The 26313-nt window shown below is 65.3% G+C and carries 25 protein-coding genes and 3 pseudogenes; 13 read left to right on the forward strand and 15 right to left on the reverse strand.

Annotated elements, in window-relative coordinates; genetic code table 11:
- Positions 1 to 8 precede the first annotated feature (8 nt).
- Positions 9 to 2033, forward strand: coding sequence for an FUSC family protein (locus tag GT370_RS16130; RefSeq protein ID WP_270183388.1), 2025 nt, complete (start codon positions 9 to 11; stop codon positions 2031 to 2033).
- Positions 2034 to 2044: 11 nt separating this feature from the next.
- Positions 2045 to 3000 (forward strand): annotated as a pseudogene (locus tag GT370_RS16135) (acetyl-CoA carboxylase carboxyltransferase subunit alpha).
- 231 nt (positions 3001 to 3231) lie between these two features.
- Here the strand turns inward: GT370_RS16135 and GT370_RS16140 are convergent.
- Positions 3232 to 3621, reverse strand: coding sequence for a hypothetical protein (locus tag GT370_RS16140; protein ID WP_008494878.1), 390 nt, complete (start codon positions 3619 to 3621; stop codon positions 3232 to 3234).
- Positions 3622 to 3740: 119 nt separating this feature from the next.
- On the opposite strand from GT370_RS16140, the gene GT370_RS16145 reads away from it, so the two are divergent.
- The 3 genes and pseudogenes from GT370_RS16145 to ppdK all read left to right on the forward strand — a co-directional run bounded on the left by GT370_RS16145 (position 3741) and on the right by ppdK (position 9269).
- Positions 3741 to 4577: a glycine--tRNA ligase subunit alpha gene (locus GT370_RS16145; RefSeq protein WP_270184416.1), complete on the forward strand. Its 837-nt coding sequence runs from the start codon at positions 3741 to 3743 to the stop codon at positions 4575 to 4577.
- A complete protein-coding gene (glyS, locus tag GT370_RS16150) occupies positions 4570 to 6585 on the forward strand; it encodes a glycine--tRNA ligase subunit beta (protein ID WP_008494880.1) in 2016 nt (671 codons plus the stop codon). Before GT370_RS16145 ends, glyS begins: the two co-directional genes overlap by 8 nt.
- A gap of 12 nt (positions 6586 to 6597) precedes the next feature.
- Positions 6598 to 9269, forward strand: a pseudogene (gene ppdK / locus GT370_RS16155) (pyruvate, phosphate dikinase).
- A 57-nt stretch (positions 9270 to 9326) separates the two neighbouring features.
- Here the strand turns inward: ppdK and GT370_RS16160 are convergent.
- Positions 9327 to 9770: a DUF2147 domain-containing protein gene (locus GT370_RS16160; protein ID WP_008494882.1), complete on the reverse strand. Its 444-nt coding sequence runs from the start codon at positions 9768 to 9770 to the stop codon at positions 9327 to 9329.
- 190 nt (positions 9771 to 9960) lie between these two features.
- Positions 9961 to 10686: a hydroxyacylglutathione hydrolase gene (gene gloB, locus GT370_RS16165; RefSeq protein ID WP_008494883.1), complete on the reverse strand. Its 726-nt coding sequence runs from the start codon at positions 10684 to 10686 to the stop codon at positions 9961 to 9963.
- A 39-nt stretch (positions 10687 to 10725) separates the two neighbouring features.
- Between gloB and GT370_RS16170 the strand changes: the two genes are divergently transcribed.
- The gene (locus GT370_RS16170) at positions 10726 to 11448 is read left to right on the forward strand and encodes a class I SAM-dependent methyltransferase (protein WP_008494884.1); all 723 of its coding nucleotides are present in this window, start codon (positions 10726 to 10728) and stop codon (positions 11446 to 11448) included.
- On the opposite strand, the gene GT370_RS16175 is transcribed toward GT370_RS16170, so the two are convergent.
- Genes GT370_RS16175 through GT370_RS16185 form a run of 3 tightly spaced genes read right to left on the reverse strand, consistent with a single transcriptional unit; the run spans position 11445 to position 13728 of the window.
- A complete protein-coding gene (locus GT370_RS16175; RefSeq protein ID WP_270183389.1) occupies positions 11445 to 11690 on the reverse strand; it encodes a hypothetical protein in 246 nt (81 codons plus the stop codon). The two genes, GT370_RS16170 and GT370_RS16175, sit on opposite strands and share 4 nt — an antisense overlap.
- Positions 11687 to 12334 (reverse strand): mechanosensitive ion channel family protein, encoded by a 648-nt coding sequence (locus GT370_RS16180; RefSeq protein WP_270183390.1) that lies wholly within the window; start codon positions 12332 to 12334, stop codon positions 11687 to 11689. The genes GT370_RS16175 and GT370_RS16180 overlap by 4 nt, the downstream gene beginning before the upstream one ends.
- Complete coding sequence (locus tag GT370_RS16185) at positions 12310 to 13728, reverse strand: hypothetical protein (RefSeq protein WP_270183391.1); 1419 nt, start codon at positions 13726 to 13728, stop codon at positions 12310 to 12312. The genes GT370_RS16180 and GT370_RS16185 overlap by 25 nt, the downstream gene beginning before the upstream one ends.
- Before the next feature lie 77 nt (positions 13729 to 13805).
- Between GT370_RS16185 and GT370_RS16190 the strand changes: the two genes are divergently transcribed.
- The 5 genes and pseudogenes from GT370_RS16190 to GT370_RS16210 all read left to right on the forward strand — a co-directional run bounded on the left by GT370_RS16190 (position 13806) and on the right by GT370_RS16210 (position 16484).
- Positions 13806 to 13991: an HIG1 domain-containing protein gene (locus tag GT370_RS16190; RefSeq protein WP_026439014.1), complete on the forward strand. Its 186-nt coding sequence runs from the start codon at positions 13806 to 13808 to the stop codon at positions 13989 to 13991.
- Between the two features lie 70 nt (positions 13992 to 14061).
- A complete protein-coding gene (locus GT370_RS16195) occupies positions 14062 to 14793 on the forward strand; it encodes a PhzF family phenazine biosynthesis protein (RefSeq protein WP_442865451.1) in 732 nt (243 codons plus the stop codon).
- Between the two features lie 113 nt (positions 14794 to 14906).
- Positions 14907 to 15448, forward strand: a pseudogene (alkB, locus tag GT370_RS16200) (DNA oxidative demethylase AlkB).
- 155 nt (positions 15449 to 15603) lie between these two features.
- Positions 15604 to 16032 carry a lytic transglycosylase domain-containing protein gene (locus GT370_RS16205; RefSeq protein WP_008494890.1) on the forward strand — a complete coding sequence of 143 codons (429 nt, stop codon included), beginning with the start codon at positions 15604 to 15606 and terminating at the stop codon, positions 16030 to 16032.
- A gap of 11 nt (positions 16033 to 16043) precedes the next feature.
- Entirely contained in the window at positions 16044 to 16484 is a 441-nt protein-coding gene (locus GT370_RS16210) for a hypothetical protein (RefSeq protein ID WP_270183392.1), read from the forward strand.
- A 42-nt stretch (positions 16485 to 16526) separates the two neighbouring features.
- On the opposite strand, the gene GT370_RS16215 is transcribed toward GT370_RS16210, so the two are convergent.
- The 6 genes from GT370_RS16215 to GT370_RS16240 form a co-directional block, all read right to left on the reverse strand.
- Positions 16527 to 17891 carry an APC family permease gene (locus tag GT370_RS16215; protein WP_008494892.1) on the reverse strand — a complete coding sequence of 455 codons (1365 nt, stop codon included), beginning with the start codon at positions 17889 to 17891 and terminating at the stop codon, positions 16527 to 16529.
- Positions 17892 to 18002: 111 nt separating this feature from the next.
- A complete protein-coding gene (gene aguA, locus GT370_RS16220) occupies positions 18003 to 19082 on the reverse strand; it encodes an agmatine deiminase (RefSeq protein ID WP_008494893.1) in 1080 nt (359 codons plus the stop codon).
- 18 nt (positions 19083 to 19100) lie between these two features.
- On the reverse strand, positions 19101 to 19493 hold the full coding sequence (locus GT370_RS16225; RefSeq protein ID WP_270183393.1) for a hypothetical protein: 393 nt from the start codon (positions 19491 to 19493) through the stop codon (positions 19101 to 19103).
- Positions 19433 to 20452, reverse strand: a complete 1020-nt coding sequence (locus GT370_RS16230) for a glutamine synthetase family protein (RefSeq protein ID WP_270183394.1) — start codon at positions 20450 to 20452, stop codon at positions 19433 to 19435. The genes GT370_RS16225 and GT370_RS16230 overlap by 61 nt, the downstream gene beginning before the upstream one ends.
- On the reverse strand, positions 20449 to 21828 hold the full coding sequence (locus tag GT370_RS16235) for an aspartate aminotransferase family protein (RefSeq protein ID WP_008494895.1): 1380 nt from the start codon (positions 21826 to 21828) through the stop codon (positions 20449 to 20451). The genes GT370_RS16230 and GT370_RS16235 overlap by 4 nt, the downstream gene beginning before the upstream one ends.
- 244 nt (positions 21829 to 22072) lie before the next feature.
- Positions 22073 to 23434, reverse strand: coding sequence for a hypothetical protein (locus tag GT370_RS16240; protein ID WP_008494896.1), 1362 nt, complete (start codon positions 23432 to 23434; stop codon positions 22073 to 22075).
- Between the two features lie 153 nt (positions 23435 to 23587).
- On the opposite strand from GT370_RS16240, the gene GT370_RS21000 reads away from it, so the two are divergent.
- Together GT370_RS21000 and GT370_RS21005 are read left to right on the forward strand one after the other, a co-directional pair.
- The gene (locus GT370_RS21000; protein ID WP_333489966.1) at positions 23588 to 24169 is read left to right on the forward strand and encodes a WD40 repeat domain-containing protein; all 582 of its coding nucleotides are present in this window, start codon (positions 23588 to 23590) and stop codon (positions 24167 to 24169) included.
- Positions 24166 to 24600 carry a WD40 repeat domain-containing protein gene (locus tag GT370_RS21005; RefSeq protein WP_333489967.1) on the forward strand — a complete coding sequence of 145 codons (435 nt, stop codon included), beginning with the start codon at positions 24166 to 24168 and terminating at the stop codon, positions 24598 to 24600. Before GT370_RS21000 ends, GT370_RS21005 begins: the two co-directional genes overlap by 4 nt.
- Before the next feature lie 106 nt (positions 24601 to 24706).
- Here GT370_RS21005 and GT370_RS16250 read toward each other — a convergent pair whose 3' ends face one another.
- Genes GT370_RS16250 through GT370_RS16260 form a run of 3 tightly spaced genes read right to left on the reverse strand, consistent with a single transcriptional unit; the run spans position 24707 to position 26293 of the window.
- Positions 24707 to 25150: a type 1 glutamine amidotransferase domain-containing protein gene (locus tag GT370_RS16250; RefSeq protein WP_270183395.1), complete on the reverse strand. Its 444-nt coding sequence runs from the start codon at positions 25148 to 25150 to the stop codon at positions 24707 to 24709.
- Complete coding sequence (locus GT370_RS21640; protein WP_270183396.1) at positions 25120 to 25386, reverse strand: hypothetical protein; 267 nt, start codon at positions 25384 to 25386, stop codon at positions 25120 to 25122. Before GT370_RS21640 ends, GT370_RS16250 begins: the two co-directional genes overlap by 31 nt.
- A 49-nt stretch (positions 25387 to 25435) precedes the next feature.
- Positions 25436 to 26293, reverse strand: a complete 858-nt coding sequence (locus GT370_RS16260) for an amidohydrolase family protein (protein ID WP_008494899.1) — start codon at positions 26291 to 26293, stop codon at positions 25436 to 25438.
- Between the last annotated feature and the right edge of the window lie 20 nt (positions 26294 to 26313).

Below are 26313 nucleotides of genomic sequence, written 5' to 3' on the forward strand. Positions count from 1 at the left end.
GATCGCGGATGCGGACTCAAAGCGTGGATTTAAGGCATTTCACATGGCGGGGCCCGGCGGCGGGACTCTCGGACGGGTTCTACCGCCTCGCGCGGCAGCTGGAATCCCGCGCCTTCGGTCTGACCCCGGAGCAGATCGGCATTGTCGAGGGCTTGCGGGCGGCCACCGCCGTGGCGGTGATGGCCGCTCTCGCCTACGGGCTGGGCCGGCCCTGGCTGGCCTGGGCGGTGTTCGGCGCCTTCTGGTGCTGCCTGGCGGACCCGGGCGGGCCGGATTGGGTGCGCAAACGCGCCATTGGCGGCTTCGCTTTGGCCGGGGCGCTGGTGCTGCCCATCGTTTCCATCGCCGGCGCGTTCGGGCCGTTTGTGGGCGGGCCGGTGATGCTGGCCGTCGTGTTTCTCACCAATCTGCCGCGCGCCTGGGGCGCCTCGGCCACGGTGCCGGGCATTCTGGTCAGCGTCGTCGCGGTGGTGGGGGTGGATTATCCGCATACACCCGCCGGCGCGCTGGTGCTCACCGGCGCGTTCCTGTTCGGCTGCGCCTGGGCCTATCTGCTCTGCCTGGTGCTCTGGCGCATCCATCCGCACGCCCCGGTGCGCCGCGCGGCGGCGGCCCTGTACGCCCGCGAGGCGGCGATGGTGCAGGACATGCTGGTGCTGGCCGGGCATGAAGAGGCCAGCGAGGCGGACTGGGCCGGGCTGAATGCCGAGCATCGGCGTGCGGTGCGGCTCTCCATCGAGCGCGCCCGCGCGGCGGTGGCGCGGCTGGAGCAGCGCCGCGCCCGGCATGAGCTGGCGGTGGATTGCGCGGACCGGCTCTTCGCCGGGCTGCTGGCGCTGGGCCATGGGCTGGCCTCGGGCGAGGCCTCGCGGCCGCTGCGCTTCGCGCTCTGGACGCTGCATGAGGCGCTGGCCGAGGCCGCGCACCAGGCGGCGTCGCGCCAGTTCAGCGGGGTGCGGCTGGCGGACCAGGCGCGCAGCCTGGCGCAGGATGCGCGGGCGCTGCCGCACGCGCCGGGCCGGGCGTTGGCGCAATGCGCCGCTGCCCTGGCCGCCTATGCCGCCGGGCCGGGGGCGGAGCGCGATGCGGCGCAGCCGCACGCAAGGCCGGGGCGCATCACCGTCCCGGTGCTGCGCCATGCGGCGCGGGTGACGGTGGCGGTGGCTTTGGCCTATCTGCTGGTCGCCTGGTTGAACCTCACCTTCTCCTACTGGGCGACGATGGCGACGGTGATGGTGATGCAGCCTCTGGCCGAGGCGACCTGGCCGCGCAGCCTGGAGCGGATCCTGGGTAGTGTCGGCGGCGGCATGCTGGCGGCCTTGCTGCTGGCGGCCAGCCCCGCCAAGCCGGTGCTGCTGCTGATCATCTTTCCGCTGGCGGCGCTCACCATCGCCTTCAAGAGCGTGAACTATACCGTGTTCGTGCTGTTTCTCACCTCCCTCTTCGTGCTGGTGATCGAGATGGTGCAGCCGGGCAGCGGCGTGCCGGTGGCCCGGGCGGTGAATAACATCATCGGCGCGCTGGTCGGCGTGGCGGGGGTTCTCGTGCTGTGGCCGGAACGCCGGCCGGGCGGGGTGGCGGCGCTGCTGGCGGCGGCGGTGGAGGCCAATCTCACCTTCGCCGCCCAGGCGCTGGCGCATCCCGCCATGGGCCAGGATGCGGCCGGGCAGGAGCGGCGCGCCGCCGGGCTGGCCAGCTCCGCCGCCGAAACCGCCCTGGCGCGGATGCGGCTGGAAGGGCGCGGCCGGGCGGCCGGCTGGAGGCCGCCACGGCGCTGCTGGGCGCGTTGCGGAATGTCGCCGGGGCGGCGGCGGTGCGGGTGCTGGGTGCCGGCACGGCGGATGCGGCGCGCGCCGCCGCCTGCCGGGCGCTCGCCGCGTCCATCCTCGCCCGGTTGCGCGGCGAGGCGGCGCCCTTGCCGTCTTTGCCGCCCGGCAATGACGAGCTGTCAGCCGCGCTGGCGCGCCTTGCCGATGCGGCGGCGGGCCTGCCCGCGCGCGCTTAAGGCTTTTTTTACGCGGAAGATGTGCTAAGCCCCACGGCCATGCGTCAGTATCTGGAATTCGAAAAGCCGGTCGCGGAGCTCGAGAGCAAGATCGAGGAGCTGCGGCGGATGAGTGCGGCCCCCGGCGAGATCAACATCGCCGAAGAGGTCGCCAAGCTCTCCGCCAAGGCGGATGCGCAGCTCAAGGCCACCTACGCCAAGCTGACCCCCTGGCAGAAAGCGCAAGTCGCCCGCCATGCCGAGCGCCCGAAGGCACTGGCGGTGATTTCCGCGCTGATCGAGGAGTTCACCCCGCTGGCCGGCGACCGCGCCTTCGCGGATGACGCCGCCATCGTCGGCGGCATGGGCCGCTTCCGGGCCAGGCGGTGATGGTGATCGGCACCGAGAAGGGCACCGACACCGAAAGCCGCCTGAAGCATAATTTCGGCATGGCCAAGCCCGAGGGCTATCGCAAGGCCAAGCGGCTGATCGAGCTGGCCGGCAAGTTCAATTTGCCGATCCTCAGCTTCGTCGATACCTCCGGCGCCTTCCCCGGCATCGAGGCCGAGGCGCGCGGCCAGGCGGAAGCCATCGCCCGCTCCATCGAGGCCTGCCTGGACGCGCCGGTGCCGCTGGTGGCGACCATCATCGGCGAGGGCGGCTCCGGCGGCGCCATCGCGCTGGCGGCGGGCAATACGGTTCTGATGTATGAGCACGCGATCTATTCGGTGATCTCACCGGAAGGCTGCGCCTCCATCCTCTGGCGGGATTCCGCCCAGGCCGCCACCGCTGCCGAGGCGATGCGCATCACCGCGCAGGATTTGAAGAAGCTGGGGCTGATCGATGAGATCGTGCCGGAGCCGCTGGGCGGCGCGCATCGCGACCCCGCAGCGGCGCTGGTGACGCTGGGCGATGCGGTGGAGAAATCCCTGCTGGCGCTGCTGGGCCAGACCCCGGAGGCCTTGAAGGCCAAGCGCCGGGAGAAGTTTTTGGCGATGGGCAAGCAGGGGCTCTAGCCCCGGCATTCACGGGGCGCTCTCGCGAGATGCGCCGTTTTTATGGCGCCACGCGGCAAGGCATGGATCTAGCCATTGCTTCGATCCCGAGCGTCTCCGTATTTTCCCTGTTCCGTCAAGGGGTTCACTCGCCTTCGGCGACGCGCGGCAGAGCCGCGCGCCCTTGACGGAACAGGGAAAATACGAAGAAAATCAATGATCGAAGAATGGTGAGCCCTCAATGGAAGAGGCTCAGACCCGGCCCCAGCCCGCCCGCCCACTCAGCAGGCTGAACCACGCCGCCAGCCCCAAAGCCGCGCCGATGATGCCCTGGGTGCCGTTGTAATTCACCACCGCGGCGATGCCGAGGCCGATGGCCAGCCCGGCCAGCACGCGCTTGCCGGCGAAGAAGGCCGCCAAGCCGACGAGCAGCGCCGCCCAGCCGAAGGCGCCGTAATATTGCCCGCTCAGCACCCAGCCGCGCGGCACGCACCAGCCCGGCGCATTGCCGGCCGCGCAGATGCCGACGGTTGCACGTGGAACAATGGCCAACACGCGGAAGGCGAAGGTGCCGCCGCCGACCAGTATCGCCAGCGCCACACCGGCGACGTCACTGACGCCCCACTGCACTATCTTGCGCATAAACCCCCTCCTTGCCGGTTGCTCTAACCGCCCCGGCGCCCTATTGCTGCGGCGCGTCAGTTTAACCAAAGGCCCATGACAGTCCATAGCCCCAAGGGAAGCCCAAGAGCTTCCAGGACATCATCCTGACCCTGCACGCCTTCTGGGCGAAGCAGGGATGTGTGATTTTGCAGCCTTATGATGTTGAGATGGGGGCGGGCACGTTCCATCCCGCCACCACGCTGCGCGCGCTGGGCCCGAAGCCCTGGAAGGCGGCCTATGTGCAGCCCTCGCGCCGGCCCTCGGACGGGCGCTATGGCGAGAACCCGAACCGGTTGCAGCATTATTATCAATATCAGGCGCTGCTGAAGCCGAGCCCGGACAATATCCAGCAGCTGCTGCTGGAAAGCTACGACGCCATCGGCATCGACCGGCGCAAGCATGATATCCGTTTCGTCGAGGATGACTGGGAGAGCCCGACATTGGGCGCCTGGGGCCTGGGCTGGGAGGTCTGGTGCGACGGCATGGAGGTGACGCAGTTCACTTATTTCCAGCAGGTCGGCGGCATTGCCTGCGTCTCGCCCTCCTCCGAGATCACGTACGGGCTGGAGCGGCTGGCGATGTATGTGCAGGGCGTGGAGAATGTCTACGAGCTGGATTTCAACGGCCAGGGTGTGTCCTACGGCGACGTGTTCCTGCGCGCCGAGCGTGACTATTCGAAGCATAATTTCGAGCTGGCCAATACCGACATGCTGGCACGGCATTTCGAGGATGCCGAGCGCGAATGCATGGCGCTGGTCGAGGGCATGGTCGCGCAGCCGGCCTATGATCAATGCATCAAGGCCAGCCATCTGTTCAACCTGCTGGATGCAAGGGGCGTGATCTCGGTGGCCGAGCGCGCCGCCTATATCGCGCGGGTGCGCAATCTGGCGAAGGCCTGCGCTGAAATCTGGCTTTCCGGTGAGTCCAATGGCTGAATTTTTTCTGGAACTCTTCTCCGAGGAAATCCCCGCCCGCATGCAGAAGGCGGCGAGCGAGGCGCTGGAGGCGATCTGCGCCCAGGCGCTGAAGCCGCTCTCGATTACGGTGCGCCAGGCTTATTACGGGCCGCGCCGCATCGCGCTTGCCGCCGAGATCGCCACCGAGGTTGCCGCCAGCTCGGTTTCCGAGCGCGGGCCGCGCGCCAGCGCGCCGGAGCAGGCTCTGGCCGGCTTCCTGCGCAAGCATGGGGCGGTGAAGGAGGATCTGGTCCAGGAGGGCGAGTTCTGGGTGCTGAACAAGCAGAGCCCGGCGCAGCCAGCGGCGGATTATATCGCCGGCGTGCTGCCGGAGCTGCTGGCGAAGTTGCCCTGGCCGAAATCCATGCGCTGGGGCTCGGGCGGGGAGTTCACCTGGGTGCGCCCGCTGCGCCGGGTGATCTGCCTGCTGGATGGCGCGGTGGTGCCGTTCAAGCTCGGGCCGGTGGAGAGCGGTAACCTCACCGAAGGCCACCGCGTGCACGGGCCGGGGCCGTTTGAGGTCTCCTCGGCCGCGGTGTGGGAGGAGAAACTGCGAGAGCATCATGTCATCGCCAACCCGGCCGAGCGCCGGGCGCGGGTGGCGGAGGGTATTGCGGAGGTTGCCGCGACGCTGGGCCTCAGCGTTGCCCCGGATGAGGGGCTGCTGGATGAGGTGACCGGGCTGGCCGAGTGGCCGGTGCCGCTGATCGGGCAGATCGACAAGGAATTCATGGAGTTGCCGCCGGAAGTGCGGGAGCTTTCGATGAAGATTAACCAGAAGTATTTTGCGCTGCGGGATGAAACCGGCGCCCCGGCCCCGTATTTCGCCTTTGTGGCAAATTTGGCGGCGGATGATGAGGGCAAGGCGATTATCGCGGGCAATGAGCGCGTGCTGCGCGCCCGCCTGTCCGATGCGCGGCATTTTTGGGCGCTGGATCTGAAAACCCCGCTCGATAGCCTGCTGCCGAAGCTGGAGAAGATCACCTTCCACGCCAAGATCGGCACCCAGCGCCAGCGCGCGGACCGGATCGCGGATCTGGCCGAGGAAATCGCCAAACTATTGCAAGCCAATAGCGAGAAAGCGAATTGGGCGAGATTGGCGGGCTTGTGGTGTAAGGCTGATCTCGTTACCGGTATGGTGGGCGAATTTCCTGAACTACAGGGAATCATGGGCGGTTATTATGTTGTCCGCCAGCATCCCGCCCAAGAGACAGCCGCTGCGATCGGCCAAGCGATATCTACCCATTACCAGCCGAAAGGCCCATCCGATGCGGTGCCCACTGGCATCGTCGCGGTGTCGGTGGCGCTGGCGGATAAGCTGGATACGCTGCGGGAATTCTTCGCCGTGGGCGAGAAGCCGACCGGCTCGGGCGATCCGTTCGCGCTGCGCCGGGCGGCGCTGGGTGTCATCCGCATCGTGTTGGAGAATAAGCTCCGGCTGAAGCTGCTGCCGCTTCTGGGCACGGCGCGAGGCGAGCTGTTTAGCTTCATCATCGAACGGCTGCGGGTGAAGCTGCGCGGCGAGGGCAAGCGGTTCGACGTGCTGGATGCTGTTCTTGCCGCCGGTGAGGATGACGATCTGGTGCGGCTGATGAAGCGCGTTGAGGCGCTCTCCATTATGCTCGACAGCGAGGACGGCAAGAACCTCGTCGCCGCCTATAAGCGCGCGGCGAATATCCTGCGCATCGAAAATGCCAAGGACGGCCCGCATGACGGGGCGCCCGAGGCCAAGCTGTTCCAGCAGCAGGACGAAACCAATCTGCTCGATGCGCTGGTGATCGAGACGCTAGCAGCGTCCATCGCGCAAGAAGAATACGAAACGGCAATGACGAAACTGGCGGCCATCCGGCCTGCCATCGACGCTTTTTTCGAAAACGTTACGGTCAACGCGGAATCGCCTGATTTGCGCCGCAATCGTTTGCGATTGCTCGCGCGCTTCACCGGCGCGGTCAACCAAGTGGCTGATTTTTCTCGGATTGAAGGGTGAGGAGACCAGGTAATGACGAAATGGGTTTATAATTTCGGCGCTGGCGTGAATGACGGCAACGCTTCGCTCCGCAACCTTCTGGGCGGCAAGGGGGCGAACCTGGCCGAGATGGCAAGCATCGATCTGCCGGTGCCGCCGGGCTTCACCATCACCACCGAAGTCTGCACCGCCTATTACGAGAATGACCGCAACTATCCCGCCGATTTGAAGGCGCAGGTGGATGCCGCGCTGGCCCGCATCGAGCAGGCGGTGGAGCGCAAATTCGGCGACAAGGACAAGCCGCTGCTGGTCTCCGTGCGCTCGGGCGCGCGCGTCTCCATGCCGGGCATGATGGATACCGTGCTCAATCTCGGCCTGAATGACGACACCGTGCTCGGCCTGGCGAAAGCCTCCGGGGATGAGCGTTTCGCCTGGGACAGCTACCGCCGCTTCATCCAGATGTACGGCTCCGTCGTGCTCAATGTCGATCATCACCGCTTCGAGGAAATCATCGAGCAGGTGAAGCTGGATGCCGACGTGACCGAGGACACCGCGCTGACCCCGGCCCATTGGCAGGACGTGGTCGAGGGCTACAAGAAGATGGTGCAGGAAGAGCTGGACCGGCCCTTCCCGCAGGACCCGCAGGACCAGCTCTGGGGGGCGATCACCGCGGTGTTCGGCTCCTGGATGAACCCGCGCGCCAATGTCTATCGCCGCCTGCACGACATCCCGGCCGATTGGGCACGGCGGTGAATGTCCAGGCCATGGTGTTCGGCAATATGGGCAATGACTGCGCCACCGGCGTCTGCTTCACCCGCGACCCCTCCACCGGCCTCAATGAATTCTATGGCGAGTATCTGGTGAATGCGCAGGGCGAGGACGTGGTGGCGGGCATCCGCACCCCGCGCCCGCTCTCCAACGCCTATGCCAAGCCGGGCGAGGTCTCCATGGAGGACGCGCTCCCCGAGGCCTATAAGGAGCTGCATAAGGTCCGCGAAATCCTTGAGAAACACTACAAGGATATGCAGGACATCGAGTTCACCGTGCAGCAGAACAAGCTCTATATGCTGCAGACCCGCGCGGGCAAGCGCTCCGCCGCGGCGTCCCTGCGCATCGCCGTGGAAATGGCGAATGAAGGGCTGATCGACAAGAATACCGCGATCATGCGCGTGAACCCCTCGGCGCTGGACCAGCTGCTGCACCCCACGCTGGACCCGAAGGCGGAGAAGACCATCTTCTCCAAGGGCCTGCCGGCCTCCCCGGGTGCGGCTTCGGGCGCGGTCGTGTTCTCCGCCGATGAGGCCGAGCTGCGCGCGCAGAAGGGTGAATCGGTGGTGCTGGTGCGCATCGAGACCAGCCCGGAAGATATTCACGGCATGCACGCCGCCCAGGGCATTCTCACCACCCGCGGCGGCATGACCAGCCACGCCGCCGTGGTGGCGCGCGGCATGGGCCGGCCCTGCGTGGCCGGTGCCGGCGGCATCTCGGTCGATTACGGCGCGCAGACCCTCTCCGCCAATGGCGTGGTGCTGCGCGCGGGCGATATCATCACCATCGATGGCTCCACCGGCGAGGTTTATGCCGGCGCGATGAAGATGATCGAGCCGCAGCTCTCCGGCGATTTCGGCACGCTGATGGAGTGGGCCGACCAGGCCCGCCGCCTGAAGGTGCGCACCAACGCGGAAACCCCGCTGGATGCCGAGACCGCCCGCAAGTTCGGCGCCGAGGGCATCGGGCTGTGCCGCACCGAGCATATGTTCTTCGACCCGGCGCGCATCGGCGCCGTGCGCCAGATGATCCTGGCCAAGGACGAAGCTGGCCGGCGCGCTGCCCTTGCGAAGCTGCTGCCCTTCCAGCGCGAGGATTTCGTCTCGCTGTTCAAGATCATGGAAGGTCTGCCGGTCACCATCCGCCTGCTCGACCCGCCTTTGCATGAATTCCTGCCGCATGGCGAGGCGGAGATGCAGGAGGTGGCGGATGCGCTGGGGGTCGATATCGCGGTGATCCGCGCGCGTGGCGAGGAGCTGTCCGAAGCCAACCCGATGCTCGGCCATCGCGGTTGCCGCCTGGGTGTGACCTATCCGGAAATCTACGAGATGCAGGCCCGGGCCATTTTCGAGGCGGCGGTGGAGGTGGCGAAGACCGCCAACGCCCCGGTGCCGGAGATCATGATCCCGCTGGTCGGCACCAAGAAGGAGCTGGATATCACCCGCGCCCAGGTGGAGGCCACCGCCAAGGCGGTGTTCGCGGAAACCGGCAAGACCATCGAATATTCGGTGGGCACGATGATCGAGCTGCCGCGCGCGGCGCTGATCGCCGACCAGATCGCCGAGGCGGCGGACTTCTTCTCTTTTGGCACCAACGATCTGACCCAGACCGTGTTCGGCCTCTCGCGTGACGATGCCGGCAAGTTCCTGCCCTTCTATGTTGAGAAGGGCATCCTGCCGAAGGATCCGTTCGTCTCCATCGATGTCGATGGCGTGGGCGGACTGGTGAAGATCGCCGCCGAGAAGGGCCGGGGCAAGAAGGCCGGGCTGAAGCTGGGCATCTGCGGCGAGCATGGCGGCGATCCGGCCTCCATCTCCTTCTGCGAGAGCGTCGGGCTGGATTATGTCTCCTGCTCGCCCTACCGCGTGCCGGTGGCCCGTCTGGCCGCCGCCCAGGCGGCGATCGAGGTCAAGGAGACCCATTTCCGCGACAAATAAGCGCGGAAACTCTTTCAACGAAAAAGGCCGGGAGCGATCCCGGCCTTTTTTACGCGGTTATGGCGAGGCCTTGCCGTCCAGCTCCGGCACATGGCAGCCCGGCTCCACCTTGCCGGTGAATTTTGGCCAGACCTGCGTCTCGCCCAGCACCGGCACGCCGATATAGCCATGCAGATCCAGATTGCCCTTGGCGTCGAACTTCACCATGGTACGATAGACATTGCCGTTGCGCGGGTCCTGCAGCACGCCTTTCCAGCGCGGGGTGCCGTCATCGGTCTTGCCGTCCGGGGCGACGCGCAGCATCAGGAAGCCGCATTGCGGCTGGCCGCGCCAGTCGGTCGGCATCGCATCGCCCGGATGGTCGAGCGCGATGCCGGCCATGAAACCGCAGAGATCATCGCCGCATTGCGAGATTTCCAGCACGATCTCGTGGCCGGAGGAGACCCAGTAGCCAGGGGTGAAGTCCGAAGCTGCGGCGGGCAGGGCGCTGCCGGCCAGCATTGCGCCAGCCAGCAGCATCCCACGACAGAAAGAAAGACAGAAAGAAAAAGCTCCCAGACGGTGCCCTTGTTGAGGCTTGCCGACAGGAACTTTCTAACAAATCCGGCCGTGTCAGGAATAGTGTTTCCTCGCCAAGGCGCTGTCATTTTTGATACCTGTTGCAAGAAAGCTGCATTGGTCAGAAAGGGTTTCAAAAACTATCCTTCGCCGCGCGCAATTTCGCGAAGCTTTCCTCGTCCGGGGCGCGCAGGAACGGGTTGGTGGCGCGCTCCTGGCCCAATTTCACCGGCAGGGTGGGCTTGCCCGCCGCGCGCAGCGCCTGCACCTCGGCGGCGCGGGCCTGCAGCGCCGCATTGCCAGGCTCCACGCTCAGCGCGAATTTGGCGTTGGAGGCGGTATATTCATGCCCGGCGCAGACCAGCGTGTCGTCCGGCAGGTCGCCATATTTGGCGATGGCGTTGAACATCTGCGCCGGCGTGCCCTCGAACAGCCGGCCGCATCCCAGGCTGAACAGCGTGTCGCCCGGCAGCAGGATGCCGCCATCGGCGATATAGTAGGAGATATGGCCCAGCGTATGGCCGGGGGTTTCGATCACCCGCAGCCTGGCGCTGCCGAATTCCACCAGCGAGCCTTCATGCACGGAAATATCCAGCTTCGGCAGGCGCTGCGCGTCCGCGCCATTACCGACCACCTGCGGGCGGTAGGCCGCCACCAGTTCCGCGACGCCGCCGATATGGTCGTCATGATGGTGGGTGAGGAAGATGTAATCCAGCCGCTTGCCCAGCGCCTCCAGCGCGGCGACGGCCGGGGCGGCCTCTGCCGGATCGACGATGCCGGTCTTGCCGGAGACACTATCGACCAGCAGCCAGGCATAATTGTCGGACAGCATGGGAATGGCTTGCGCCGTGACGGTCATCGCTCTCGCTCCTTCGCGTTACGTGGTTATATAGGGGCAATGGCGATCGATGCACGAGATGCGGCCGGATTTTACGCAACCGCGCTGGGCCGGCATGTGGCCCTGTTGCTGCGCCAGAAGCTGGCGCGGCTCTGGCCGCGCATGGAGGGGCTGTCGGTTCTGGGCATTGGCCATGCCGGGCCGTGTTTGCATCCCTGGCGGGAGGCGGCGCGCTGCATCGCGCTCTCGCCCAACCATATGGGGGCCGCGCCTTGGCCGGCGGGGCTGGCCAATCTCTCCTGCATGGCCGAGGCGGAGGCGCTGCCCTTTGCGGATCTCAGCTTCGACCGGATTTTGCTGATCCACGGGCTGGAGCAGGCGGAAAACGCCCGGCGGACGCTGCGCGAGGCCTGGCGGGTGCTGAAGGATGATGGGCGGATGATCGTGGTGGCGCCCAACCGGCGCGGGCTCTGGGCCTATGCGGAGAGCACGCCCTTCGGCCATGGCCAGCCTTATTCCGAGGGCCAGCTGGCGCGGCTGCTCACCGGGCTGTTCTTCCAGGTGGAGGCGCAGACCACCGCCCTCTACACCCCGCCGCTGCTGCCGGCCCCGCTCCGGCGGGTGGCCGGGCTGCTGGAAAAGGCGGGCCCGGTGCTGGCGCCGCAATTTGCCGGGCTGACGCTGGCGGAGGTGAGCAAAAATCTGCATGGCGTGCTGCCGGCCGGGCGGATGGCGACGGCGCGGCGGGTGCTGGCCAATGCCGGGTTTTCGCGGGCGGGTTAAGGCGCGGCGGGTTTCGGTGGCGGCCCCAGCAGCATTTCGCCGGGGGGCAGGTCCAGCCTCATGCTCTGGCGCCGGTAGGAGAGGGCGATGCCTTCCTCGGCGAAACGCTTCTGCACCCGGGCATTGAATTCGCGCCGCACCGCCCAGTGCTGGCCCGGCCCGGTGCGGATCTGCCCGGTGAAGACCAGCCCCAGCTCGCCGAAACTATCCAGCCCGAACAGCTGCAGATCGTCGCGCATCATCGCCCCCAGGCGGCCTCGGCCCGCATCTTCGCCCCGATCTCCTTCAGCAAGGCGCTGACCCGCTCGATATCCTCGTCATAGGAGACCATGACCGAGATCTGCGCGTAGGAGAAATCCCGGGTCTGGTTGGTGACGGTGGTGACCGAGGAGAAGGGGATGATATTGACCGAGCCATCGCCGCCGCGCAGCCGGATGGTGCGCAGCGAAAGCCGCTCCACCGTGCCGGACATGCCGCCGAGTGTCACCACATCGCCCACCTGCATCGCATCCTCGAACAGCAGGAACAGCCCGGTGATGATGTCCTGCACCAGCTTCTGGCTGCCGAAGCCGACCGCGATGCCGACCACGGAGGAGACCGCCAGCAAGCCCGTGGTGTTCACCCCGATGCGCGAGAGACAGATGATCAGCGCCACCAGCACCAGCACGATGCCGATGGCGGCGCGCAGCATCGGCAGCAGCGTGCGCAGGCGCGAGGCCTGGCGGGTCTTGCCGGCGTTGTTCAGCCGCTCGATCCGCGCATCGAGCTGGTAATTGATCGCCTCCCACAGCACGATGGCGATGGCGACGGTGACCAGCACGCTGAACCCGGCGGAGAGCAAGGCGCGGCTGATATTGTTGGTCAGCAGCCAGCCGAACGCATCCACCCCCAGCCCTGCAGCACCAGCACCAGCACCAGCATGGCGATGACGAAGCGCACGACGAGGCGGATCAGCGGATTATAGGTACGCGCCCGGCCGAGCACGGCGCTGCGGCGGGCGGCGCTGTCCTCATCCGGGAAAATCCGCGCCAGGGCGCGATTGCTGCCCACCCAGGCAAGCCGCCCCAGCACCAAAGCGATGAACACCACCAGCAAGGCCCGCAGCAGCACCACCAGCGCATTCTGCACCCCGCCCGCCCAGGCGACCCAGAGGGCGAGCACATAGAACAGCGCGAAAATATACCAGACCTTGGAAAAGCGCCGCCGCATGCCGGCGAAATAGCTGTCACTCCCGGGCTTGCCGGCGATCCAGCGGCTGATCACGCGCCGGCTCCGCCAGATCGCGAAGGCGACCTCCAGATGCACGACCAGCGCCGCCAGCCGCAGCAGCGCCCCGGCGCCATCCTTGGGCAGGAACAGGATCTCGGCCACCGAGATGATGCAGAAGGCGACGAAGATGGTGATGATCAGCAGCATCGCCCGGCGCATCAGCCATTTCGCATGGGTACTGGCCAGATGCGCCAGCCGCAGGCTGGGGGCGTTGGGCGAAAAGAGCAGCCGCAGCACCTCCTGGGTCAGCCGTGCCGCCAGATAGGCGTTGACGATGCCCACCACCGCCAGATGCGCCGGCCGCCGGGCGATGAGGCCGGAATTGAGGATGAGCTGTTCGGTGATGCCGAAGGCGGCGATCGGCAGCAGCATCAGCAGGAATTTCAGCAGCGCGAAGCCGAAGCGCCGGCTCCAGGCGCGCAGGCTGGTGCGCCGGGGCGGGCGCTGCTCGCTCTCGCCCTCCTCCGCGCTGGCGAGACCGTCCAGATCCGGTGTCGGCAGATATTCGTTGCGGCGGGGCACCGCCTGGCGGGCGCAAAGTGCGGCGGCGCCGCGCAGTGCTAGCACCAGCAGCACATCCAGCGCCATGCCCGGCACCACCGCGATGGCCAGCGCCATCCCGATGGCCAGCGCATCCGCCCGGCGCTGCGGCGCATTGGCAAAGCCCGCCAGCCAGTGCCAGACCGGCGTCAGCCGGGTGGATCGATGCAGCGCATCGGTAAAATCATCGAAGGTGCGCGTGGCTTCGTGGCCCAGCACGCTGGTCAGCGCGAAGCCGATCTCACTGGTGCCGAACGGCGCCGGCGCGGGGCTCTGGCCGGCCGCGCCGGCGCTGGCATCCGCCCCGGTGAGGGCGGCCAGCGGCGAGCCGGGGATGATCGCCGGCGCGCTCTTGGCCGGCGCCGCCGGGGCGCTGGCGGCGGCTGGCGCCGGCGCGGCGGCGGGCGTGTTGGCGCGGCCAAGCCCCGGCACCAGCAAGACCAGAAACAGGAACGTCAACAATAAGCGCATGAACCAAGCCTGTAAGCCGAAACGGGGGACGTCAACCGGGAGATAGGCAAATCCGTCAGTCATCGTATAGTGGCGCCATGCGGGGGATCATACTGGTCTTGTTGGGGTTGGATATGCTGGCGGTGGTGGGCGTGATGCTCGCCGGCGTGCTGGGCATGGCCGACAAAACCCGCGACCCGCGCCGCGCCAATCTGCTGATGCGCTGGCGCGTGGGGCTGCAAGGGCTGGCGATCCTGCTCGTCGTGATTTTGATGGTCAGCTGATGCCGCGTTTTGCCTTTTCCCAGATCGACGTGTTCACCGCCCGCCCGGCTATGGCAACCCGCTGGCGCTGGTGCATGGCGCCGATGGGCTGAGCGGCGAGGAGATGCAGCATTTCGCGCATTGGACCAATCTCAGCGAAACCGCCTTCCTGCAGCCGCCCACGGCGCCGGAGGCCGACTACCAGGTGCGGATTTTCACCCCGAAATCCGAGCTGCCCTTCGCCGGCCATCCGACCTTGGGCAGCTGCCATGGCTGGCTGGCCGCCGGCGGGGTGCCGAAGGGCGACTTCATCGTGCAGCAATGCCAGGCCGGGCTGGTGAAACTCCGCCGCGACGGGCAGCGTTTGGCCTTCGCCGCGCCGCCAGCCGCGCAGTCGGACATCGCGCCGGCGCTGAAATCGCGCATCGCCGCGGTGTTGGGCATTGCGGCGGCGGAGATTCTCGCCACGCGCCAGCTCTCCGCCACCCGCCCCGGCTGGACCGGCGTGCTGCTGAAGGACCGCGCCGCCGTGTTGGCGCTGCGGCCGGATTTTGTGGCCCTCGGCGAGTTGGAGCTGGGCGTTGTTGCGCCGCACGGCGCGGACGGGGTGGATTTCGAGGTGCGCGGCTTTGTCAATGATGTCGGCGGGGAGGACCCGGTGACCGGCAGCCTGAATGCCGGGCTGGCGCGCTGGCTGATCGGTGCGGGGATTGCCCTTCGCGCTATGTCGCCGCGCAGGGCACCGCTCTGGGCCGCGCCGGGCGGGTGCATGTGGCGCATGAGGACGGCGAATTCTGGATTGGCGGGGAGAGCGTGGAGGTGATCTCCGGCACGCTCGTCCTCTGAGCCATGCCGGGTGATCTGTTCCCCGAAACCCTGGCCCATCCGGGCCTGACCATCCTGCCGGGCTTCGCGGGCGAGGCCGCGCCCGCGCTGATGGCGGCGGTGCGGGAGATCGCCGCCCACGCCCCCTTCCGGCGCATGAAAACCCCCGGCGGCAAGGAGATGAGTGCCGCCATGACCAATTGCGGCGCCGTGGGCTGGGTGAGCGACGCCAAAGGCTATCGCTACCAGGCGAGCGACCCCTATACCGGCCTGCCTTGGCCGATGATGCCGGTGATTTTCCGTGATCTGGCCCAGCGCGCGGCGCAAGCCGGCGGGTTCGCGGGTTTGCGCCGGACGTGGCGCTGATCAACCGCTACGAGCCGGGCGCCAAAATGTCCCTGCACCAGGATGTCGACGAGCAGGATTTTTCCGCGCCGATCGTCTCGGTCTCGCTGGGGTTGCCCGCGATGTTTTTATGGGGCGGGGCGAAGCGGACGGACAAGGCGGCGCGGATTGCGCTTGCCAGTGGTGACGTGCTGGTGTGGGGCGGGCCGGCGCGGAGGCATTTTCACGGGATTGCGCCGGTGAAGGCGGGGACGCATCCGCTGACGGGGGCGGCGCGGGTGAATTTGACGTTTCGACTGGCGATGTAGGGGGCGGTCTGAATTAAAGGGAAGTGCAGCCCGGTTTTCATTGGTGAGCATTTGCCGTCTTCGAAAAGTAATAGATGTTTCGCGTTGCGGTTGTTCTATATGAAATAGAATAAGTATCATCGTCACATACGATTCAAAGATAACGAGAGGGCGGCATGGCAGCACTGACGCTGAGCGAGATAAGGCAGCTTGTGAGTAAAAATAACCGCTCAAATATTTTGTCAGACGAGTTCATTATTTGTCAGATTTGGAAAGAGTGCGGGTTTCGACCGAGACGGAATGAAGAAGGCTCTTCCGCTACCGGCATGATGCAAATGACCAAGGCCGCGATCAAAGATGTGAATGCTAGTCTAGGACAACACGCAAAACATTACACAGAGCAAGACATGTCCGACAACGCGCTGAATATCCAATGTGGAACACTTTATCTCGACATCCGTATCAAGCGGGCGGGGAACGACATCAAGGCAGGCGTGAATGGATACGGAACTGGCAATGGCTATGTGGATAATATTCTGGCCTGTGAAGCCTGCCTGAAAAAGGCTACAGGGGGGATCAATTGTTTGGTCCAAATTCACCCATGATTCGTGGTATTGTGATCAGCGCTTTCATTCTCTGCGCCATGCCAGCCATGGCGGCTACTGGGTGGGGCAGTTTAAGCAATTGGATCGGCCATTATCCGGATGAAAAGCTGGGGCCGGCAGGCGCGCAGTTGCTGGGTGTTCCGGCCATTCATTCCACGCTGCGGCATGTTTTGCCCGCCGCCGATTTTCAGGCGCTAAGCAACAGGTACAAACTGGCGGACCAAGTTTCGCAGGTAGGGCACTACATCCTCGTGGATTACTGCACAGCACATGATTGCGGGGCCAGCAATGTGACCATCGTGCTGGATCAGACCAGCGCCAATCTTTGGGTCGCTTTTTTCGATTCCAAAGGTTCCTCGGTTTCCACACGCTGGTATGGTACCGTGGATTATGCCGACCTGCCAGCGAACGTGCAGAATGCCGTCATAGCCGTGCATCGCCCAGCCAATTGATGGTTTGCAATAAAAACGGGGCCTTTCGGCCCCGTTTCCATCTCACTCCGCAGCCACGATAGACGGCAGCTTGTAGCCCCGCGGCCGGTAGAACAGGATCCCCAGCGCCAGCCCGCCAATGCCGACGACCTTGACGATCATGTTGAAGGTCGTGATCGCGTAAAATCCAAGCCCGATCAGCGCAATCGCCGACAGCGCCGGGAAGATCACATATTGTACGAAGGTGAAGCCGCTGCTCTTGCGATACACCCAGGCGCAGACCAGCCCGGCCAGGCCGTAATAATAGCAGACCTGCACCGCGATGGCGGCGACCGAGTCGTTCAAAATCGTGGACACCGAGGGCAGGAAGCTGGAAATCACGATCAGCACCAGCCCGACGATCAGCAGCATATACATGGTGCGCACCGGGGTGATGGTTTTCTCGTGCACCTGGCCGAAATAACCCGGCAGCGCGCGGTCGCGGCCCATGGCGAACAGGGTGCGGGAGAATTGCAGCATCGTCGTCTCCAGCGTGGCGACGGAGGAGAGGATCAGCACCAAAGCCGCGCCATACCCGCCCACCTTGCCAAGCCCGGCGGCGACGGCGACGTGATAGATCAGATTATCGGAAAAGCCAGAGGCATCCTTGAGGGAAAACATCATCAGCGCCGCCACGGTGAAGGCGACGAAGGAGGCGATGGTGGCGAAGATGGAGAGAAACCCGCCGCGCCCGGCGAGGTTCTGCTCCTGGCCCTTGGTTTCCTCGGCCAGATTCGCCGTCACGTCCCAGCCCCAATACAGGAACACCACGCTGAGCGAGGAGGCGGCGAAGCTGCCGGCCGGGTAGTTGAAGCCGAACCAGGACCAGGAGAAGGGCGAAACCGAGCCATGCAGCCCGCTATGGATGAAGGCGGCGACGCAAATGATGGCAAGGATGCCAAGCTCGATCCCGCTCATCACCATCTGGATCTTGCTGGTCAGCTCGATGCCGGTGATCAGCACCAGCCCGATGACGATGAACCAGACCGCGCCGATGCCGGTGGTGAGCAGAACATTGCTGGCCAGATCAGGGTCGATGAGCTGCAGCGTGGCAGTGCCCAGCGGCACCGAGCCGGTGACCATGAACACCAAAGCCGCGATCAGCAGCGCCCAGCCGGAGAAATAGCCGAAAAATCCACCGAACACGGATTTCGTCCATTCATAGGCCGCGCCCGCATTCGGCATTTTATGCGTCAGCCCCTTATAGGCGACGGCGATGCCCAGCATCGGCACCGCGAAGATCAGCAGCGCGTTGGGTGAGACGCTGCCCGCCGTGGCGAGCAGCCCGGCAATGGCGACGGCGATGGAAAAGCCCGGCGCGGAGCCGGCCACGCCCATGATGATCGATTCGAAAAACGATAACGAATCCGCTTTGAGTTTCGTGCTCATGCTGCTTCCTCCCCGTAGGGAATGAGGGTTGTTTTGGAATAGTATCAAAGGCGTTTAGGCAAAGCCAAGCACCGTTTGCGGCCAAACGGTGGTAGACAGAAAACAGCAGCTTTAGCGTGGGGCCGGCTGCTGCTGGGTGATGCAGTGGATGTTGCCGCCGCCGAGCAGGATTTCGCGTGCCGGGATCATCACGATCTCGCGCTCGGGAAACAGCCTGGCCAGAACGGCGCGCGCCGCCTCGTCCGTTTCCACACCGAAGGCGGGCGCGACGATGGCGCCGTTGGCGATGTAGAAATTCACGTAGGAGGCGGCGAGCCGCTCACCGGCGCGCCGGTTCATGCCCGAGGCGGTGGCATCCACCCCGTCCGCCTCCTCCTGGGTATAGAACATCGGCGTCGGCATCGGGATTTTTTCGATCACCAGCGCCCGGCCTTTGGCATCGCGCGCCCCTTGCAGCGCGGCCTCGGCGGCGCGGCTGACGGCGTAATGCGCATCCGCCGGATCATCGCACCAGCTCAGCAGCACCACGCCCGGCTTCACGAAACAGACGAGATTATCCACATGCCCGTCGGTCTCGTCATGCGGCACGCCTTCGGCGATCCAGATGACATGGCTGACGCCGAGATAATCCTTCAGCATCCGCTCCATATCCTGGCGGGTGATGTTGGGGTTGCGGTTCTCATTGAGCACGCATTGCTCAACGCAGAGAACCGTGCCCTCGCCATCCACATGCAGCGCTCCGCCCTCGATCACCAGAGGCGCGCGGAACGCGGTGGCGCGCTCAAGCCCCAGCATCTTGGACGCGATGGCATCGTCCTTGTCCCAGGGGAAATACAGCCCGCCCCAGCTTTTGAACGGCCAATCCACCCCGCCCAGCTTTCCATCCGGGCCGAGCAGGAAGGTGCAGGCAATGTCACGCGCCCAGGCATCGTTGCTGCTCATCTCCACCACCCGCACCGCCGGCGGCAGGCTGGCGCGGGCGTTTTCGTACTGGGCGTGGCTGACCAGCATCGTCACCGGCTCGAACCGGGCGATGGCGCTGGCGACAGCGACAAAGGCTTTCTGCGCCGGCTTCGCACCCAGGCGCCAATTATCCGGCCGCTCCGGCCAGATCATCCAGCACCCGTCATGCGCCGCCCATTCGGCCGGCATGGCAAAGCCGGCCTCACGCGGGGTGATCACATCGTTCATGGCACCCTCAGGCGTTTTTCAGATAGGCGTCATATTCCACATCGGAGATCCGCTTGCGCAGCTCGCTGATCTCCTGGCGCTTGGTGGCGGTGTAATAGCGCTGGAACTCCGCCCGAAAATATCGCCCATCGCCGCGGAGGCGCCGAATTTATCCACGGCCCCTGACCAGGCGATGGGCAAGGGCGGCGCCAGGGGGCTGCGGATGGTGCCATGGGTCTCCGGCCCTGGATCCATCCGCCCTTCCAGCCCGGCGAGCGCGGTGCCGAGCAGCGAGGCGAAGGAGAGATAGGGGTTGCAATCCGCCCCGGCGACGCGATGCTCGATGCGCGAGGCGGCCGGGTCGGCGGTGATCACGCGCACCGAGGCCATGCGGTTATCATGCCCCCAATCGCCATAGGTCGGCGCATGCACGCCGGGCGCGAAGCGGCGATAGGAATTGGCATGCGGGCCAGGGTCAGCATCGTATCCGGCATGTTGTGGATGATGCCGCCCAGCGCGTGATACAGCTCCGGTGCGGCGCGCTCCGGCGTGCCGACGAAGATGTTCTTGCCGGCATTGTCGAGGATCGACATATGCACATGCATGCCCGAGCCGGCCCATTGCCCGTAGGGCTTGGCCATGAAGGTGGCGGTGAGGCCGTGCTTGCGCGCCACCTGCTTGATGGTGCGCTTGAACAAGGTGGCGCCGTCGGCCAGGCGCATCGCGTCGGTCGAGTATTTCAGCGTCACCTCGAACTGGCCGGGGCCGGATTCGGAGACGAGGGTTTCCAGGATGATGTCCTGCGCTTTCGCGCAGGCCATCATTTCACGCAGGATGGTCTCGTAATCATGCACTTCGCCGAGCCCGACAGCGTCGATCTGCCAGCCGCGCCAGCCGCTCTCATCGGCGCCGCGCGGGGCGATCTTCATGCCGTTCTGGCGGGAATCGACCAGATAGAATTCCAGCTCCACGCCCAGAGCCGGGGTCAGCCCGGCCTTGGCGTAGCGGGCGAGCACCCGTTCCAGCGCGCCGCGCGGGTCCAGGTAATAGAGGCTGCCATCCTCCTCGCGCATGGTCAGCAGCGCCTGGGCGACATTGCCCTCCGCCCAGCCCATGCGGGTGATGGAATGCGGCACCGCCACGCAGAGCCCGTCCGGATCCCCGGTATCATAGGCGATGCCGCCCTCGACGATGTCGCGGCCCCAGATATCCAGCAGGTACGCCGAGCGCGGAATCGCGATGCCGGTGCCGAGCAGGGATTTCGCCTTGTCGCGCTGCAGCCATTTGCCGCGCGGCACGCCGTTCACATCGATGATGAAGGCTTCGATGTAGTCGGCGCCGGAGAGCAGGGAGAGCTTGGCTTCAAGCTCCGGGTTGGCGAGCATGTTCATTGCGCAACCTCGCTGCGCACATCGGCGTAGGTCTTCTCGAAGGCGATCTTCGCCATCGCCGCGAACTGCTCGATCTCGGCATCGCTGATGATCAGCGGCGGCGAGAACAGCATGGTGTCGCGGGTGGCGCGCATCATCAGCCCGGCCTTGATCGAATGATCCCGGCAGATCACGCCGACGCGGCCATTTTTCTCGAAGCTCTTGCGGGTGCGCTTATCGGCGGTCAGCTCGATCGCGCCGATCAGCCCGACGCCGCGGATCTCGCCGATAATCGGCAGATCGCCGATGGCCTCGGTGAGTTTTTCACGCAGCAGCGCGCCCTTGCGGGTGGCCTCGGCGACGAGATTTTCGTTTTCGATGAGTTCGAGATTCTTCAGCGCCACAGCGCAGGAGACCGGATGGCCGGAATAGGTGAAGCCGTGATAATATTCGCCCGCCTCATTCACCAGCACATCCGCGACGCGCCGGTTCATCAGCAAGGCGGAGAGCGGCAGATAGCCGGAGGTGAGGCCCTTGGCGGTCGTCATCATATCCGGCTCGATGCCGAACGTGTTGCTGCCGAACCAGTTGCCGGTGCGCCCATAGCCGCAGATCACCTCATCGGCGATCAGCAGAATATCGTACTGTTTGCAGATGCGGTTGATCTCCGGCCAGTAGCTGGCGGGCGGGATCAGCACGCCGCCGGCGCCCTGGATCGGCTCGCCGATGAAGGCGGCGACGTTCTCGGCGCCGAGTTCGAGGATCTTCTTCTCGACCTCCTTGGCAGCGTAGAGGCCGAATTCCTCCGGGCTCATCTGCCCGCCCTTGCCGTACCAGTAAGGCGGCAGCACCTGGGCGAAATTCGGCATGTCGCCGGCCTGGCGGTGCATGTCCTTCATCCCGCCGGCGGAGGCGCCGAGCGTGGTGGAGCCGTGATAGCCATATTCACGGCCGATGATGATCTTCTTCTCGGGCTTGCCGAGCGTCTGCCAGTACACGCGCGCGGTGCGCAGGGCGCTGTCCACCGCCTCGGAGCCGGAGCAGGCGAAGAAGGCGTGCTCGAACCCGGCCGGGGAGATTTCCGCCAGCTTGGTGGCCAGGCGCACGGCGGGCTCGTTCGTGGTTTTGAAGAACGTGTTGTAATAGGGCAGTTTCGCCATCTGGGTGGCGGCGGCCTCGACCAGCTCCTGGCGGCCATAGCCGGCGGCGACGCACCAGAGCCCGGCCATGCCGTCCATGATCTTGTTGCCGTTGGAATCGTGCAGATACACGCCTTCCGCCTTGGTGATCAGCCGCACCCCCTGCTCGTGCAGCTCCTTATGGTCGGTAAAGGGGTGAAAATGGTGGGCGGCGTCCAGCGCCTGCCAATCAAGGCCGTGGGTGAGGTTGTCCAGCATAGTGGGCTCCGATGATTTCTGAATATGAAAATGCCCAAACTCCCCGTTCGGGCAGGGGGAAACTCAGAACCGGGGCGGGCTGAAGCCAATACGTGCGCAGAGGATAAGCAACTCTGCTTGCAAAGTAAGCGCAGGTGGTAGGGCTGCCGAAACCATGCCCAAATCTGGCATGGCGGTAAAAACCTATCAAGAAATTTTTATAACAGCACGCCCCGCCCGCCGGGAGGCGGACGGGGGCCGAGGCTTAAAACACCAGCCAGATGCCGCCGAAGACGATGTCGTTATTCGCGGCCGAGCGGCCATTGCCGTCGTAATTATGCGCCAGCCCGTTGAAATACGGGTAGATCGTACCCTCCAGGAAGAATTTCGCATTCACCCAGGGGAAGATTTTCGGCCCGCCTTTGTTGAACGGGTAGTAATCCAGCTCGGTGGTGAAGCTGGCGGTGTTGGGCTTGCCGTTGGCGTTGCCGGAGATGGGGGCGGCGGCGTACAGCCCGGAATCCGCGTTGCCGCCGATATTGGTGAAGGATTCGGTGGCGCCGAACATCTGGTGCCAGAGATAGGAGACCGTGACGGTTTCCTGGTTCAGCGTATCGTTCAGGTTGGCGGTGTTGCCGGCCGGGAAGCTCGCCCCCCAATGCTGGCTCTCATGATACCAGGAGGCCTGCAGCGAGATCGCCTGGTTAGCGGTGATGTGCTGGATCTGCGCGTCCAGCCCGAGATCGGTGATGTCATCCTGCGGGCCATGGCTGAAGCCGCTGGGATAAGGATGATCGACCAGCCCGGAGGTGCCGATCTCGTAGGAATTCTCGCCGACGCTATGCTGGATGGCCAGGCGCCAATACGGAATGGTGCCGCCCACCCCGTTGGCGGGGCCGACCCCCAGCGCGTAGGCGGTGTGGTTGGGCAGGGATTTATAGGCGTCGAACTCGCCATAGAGCATGTCCGCCGGGGTCAGGTAATAGGCCGCATAGCCGCCCACGCCGACGACGCTTTGCGCCAGCCCGCTGATCTGCAGCCCGGCGGTGGGCGAGACGCCCAGCTCATCCGGGATGAACGGATAGCCCCAGGCCGGCAGCGTGTTCCACACGTCGGTGAGGCCCGGCGCGTTGTTGAAGGTGACGCCATAGAGGATCTGCCGCCCCGCCAGCTTGGCGCTCTGGGCGAAGCGTATATCGGTATTGTCCCAGTGGAACTGGTGCGCCACCCCGTCGAACGTGCCCTGGATGAAGGCGCCGAGGCCGAGATTTTTATCCAGCACACCGCCATAGAACAGGCTGGTCTGCTGGATCGACCAGGCATTATTGGGCGGATAATCCGGCGCCAGCCCGCCGGGCACGCTCTTGTTCAGATAGGTATAGCCGGCCTCCAGCATGGCGGAGAAATTATGCGCCCGCGGGTAGGTCTGGTCACCCAGCGTGTAGCCTTCCAGCTTGAACAGCCGCCCGAACGGGGTGAGCTGGGGAAAGCCGATATGGCAGGCGGCGCAGGCCAGGCCGGTTTGCGCCGCAAAAGCGGGAATCGCCTGGGCGGGGCGGCTGAAGGCCAGCAGCCCGGCCAGCCCGGCGAGGCTGAGGGCGGTGGTGGAGGTAATGAAGCGGCGCATCGCGCGTCTCCTGGCTGTTTGGTTATGATCGTGAAGCCAAGCCTGCCATCCTCCCATTTCGCCCTGTTGGCCTTGATATGGCGCAAACCCCATCATCTTTACGGGAAAAAGCCGCCCCTTGCCCGCCCGGGCCGGGCGGGCAAGACAAGGGCCATGTCCGACCTTACCGATCTCGACGAGCTGCTGAGCAAGCGCGGCCGTTCCGCCCAATTCGGCGCCTATGTCACCGCCCTGGCGTTCGACGCCTCCGGCCTGCCCGGCTTTGCCCTCGGCGACGGCACGCTGCGGCTGGGGCCCGATCATCAGAGCATCGCCGCGCATGACGGCGCGGCGCTGAGCCTGTCAGCGCATCCGCAGGGCGGCTTTGTGACCGGCGGGGATGATGGGCGGCTGGTCTGGACCAGGCCGGATGGCGGCACCCAGGAGTTGCACAAATTCGGCTCCAAATGGGTGGAGCAGCTGGCGGCCTTCGCCGGCAAAAGCCCGCTGCTGGCGGCCGCGGTGGGCAAGATGCTGTATCTGATGAGCCCGGGCGGTGAGGTGCTGAAAGAGATCGCGCACCCCTCCACCGTCACCGGCATCGCCTTTGACGCGAAGGGCAAGCGCGTCGCCGCCTCGCATTATAACGGGGCGAGTTTGTGGTTCACCGCTTCCGGTTCGCTGGTGGCGCCGAAGCTGGAATGGAAGGGCAGCCATACCGGCGTTGCCATCCATCCGGCCGGGAGGCGCTGGTGACGGCGATGCAGGAGAACGCCCTGCATGGCTGGACGCTCCCGGGGGGCAAGCATATGCGCATGTCCGGCTATCCCTCCAAGCCGGAATCGCTGGGCTTCACCAAATCCGGCAAATGGCTGGCGACCGCCGGGGCGGAGAGCATTGTGCTCTGGCCCTTCTTCGGCGGCGGGCCGATGGGTAAGCCGCCGATGGAGCTGGGCATGGGCGATGGCGTGATCAAGCGCGTCGCCTGCCATCCGCAGCGTGAGGTGGTGGCGGCCGGGTTCAATACCGGCATGGTGCTGGTGGCGGATGTGGGGCGGGAGCGGGTGCTGGCGGTGTGCGGGCCGGGACGCGGCAGTGTCAGCGCGCTGGGCTGGAGCCAGAACGGCGCGCAGCTCGCCTTCGGCACGGAAGAAGGCTTCGCCGCGATTGTGGATTTCAATGGTTAGAGCAACATCCGATCAAACGAAATCGTTTGATCGGATAAATTTGCTGGCTCTAAGTTTTATATCGGCGAGCAATTTCACGTGTTTATCTTGACGCTGCCGCGTCAATCTAAACACATATTGCTCTAATCAAAGCCTTCGCGACATCTTCGGAGGAGGCCGGGTTCTGGCCCGTAACCAGCTTGCCGTCCTGGACCACGTGCGCGCTCCAGTCTGGGCCTTTCTCATACAAGCCGCCGAGGGTTTTGAACTCGTCCTCGATCAGGAAGGGCACAATATCGGTCAGCTCCACCGCCGCTTCCTCGCTATTGCTGAAGCCGGTAACATGGCGGCCCTTGATCAGCGCATCGCCGTTTGCAGCCTTCACGTGGCGCAGCACGCCCGGCGCGTGGCAGACAAACCCGATCGGCTTGCCGGCGCGCTCGAAGCTCTCGATCAGCCTGATCGAGGACGGTGATTCCGCCAGGTCCCAAAGCGGGCCATGGCCGCCCGGGTAGAATACGGTGTCGAAATCATCCTGCTTCACGCTGTCCAGCTTGACTGTATTCGCCAACGCCTGCTGCGCGGCGGGTCGGCCTTGAAGCGGTGGGTCAGCTCGGTCTGGAATTCAGGCAGGTCACTTTTCGGGTCCAGGGGCGGCTGGCCGCCAGCCGGGGAGGCAAGGGTGATCTCAGCCCCGGCATCCTTGAATATGTAATAAGGTGCCGCGAACTCCTCAAGCCAGAAGCCGGTTTTCTTCCCGGTATTGCCCAGCTTGTCGTGGGAGGTGAGAACCAACAAGATTTTCATGAGTTATACTCCATGCAAGCCCGCCATGTTGGCGTTTGGCACTGGCCGATCAAGGCATTGAACGGTGATGATTCCAAAACATCCTTTCGGCGGTCTCGTGCATCACCTGCGCCCGTACCGCCGGGTCCGGGAAAAGCTGGCCGGCCAGGGCCAGGGACATGCCGTAATCCAGCCGCTCCGGCAGGCGCAGATAGGGCAGATCCGAGCCCCAGAGGCAGCGTTGCGGCCCGAAGGCGCGCAGCAGCTCGGCCACCACCCCATGCGCGCCTTCGAACGGCCAGGGGAAGGCGGCGAATTTATGCAGGCCGGAGAGTTTGATGCAGGTCGGTGCCTCGCGCTCGGCCAGGCATTTCAGGGCGCGGAAGGCGAAGCCATCCAGCCCGGCGGCGAGGTCCGGACGGCCGCAATGGTCGATCACCACCCGCACCTCGGACTCTTCGATCAGCGCCATCGCCTCGAACACCTGCTCACCCTCGAATTGCAGATCCAGCACCATGTCCAACGCCGCCAGCTTTTCGATCAGCCCGGCATGGGCGCGGAAATGCCCGGGCGGGTGGGCGGGCATCTGGAAGGCAGCGCCGACGATGCCTTGCGCCTTGAGCGCCGCCAGCGCCTCGAAGGAGATATCCGGCGCCAGCACGGCGATGCCGCGCCAGGCGCCGTTGGATGCCGCCAGCGCCTCCAGCAGCGCGGTATTGTCCGGGCCATAGCCGGAGGTGGGCTGCACCAGCACGGCCTTGCCCACCCCATGCGCGGCGAGCAGCGGGCGCAGATAATCCAGCGTGCACAGCTCCTGCCCGGCCGGGTGATAGCCGGTCTCGGCCGCATAGCCATGGCGGGCCGGGTCGAGCAGATGCAGATGGGTATCGATCTTGGGTTCGCTGATCAGCGTGGCGAGGTCGGTCATGGCGCCAGTGAAGCGCAGCT

The organism is Acidocella sp. MX-AZ03 (assembly GCF_027626035.1).
GTDB classification, from domain to species: domain Bacteria; phylum Pseudomonadota; class Alphaproteobacteria; order Acetobacterales; family Acetobacteraceae; genus Acidocella; species Acidocella facilis.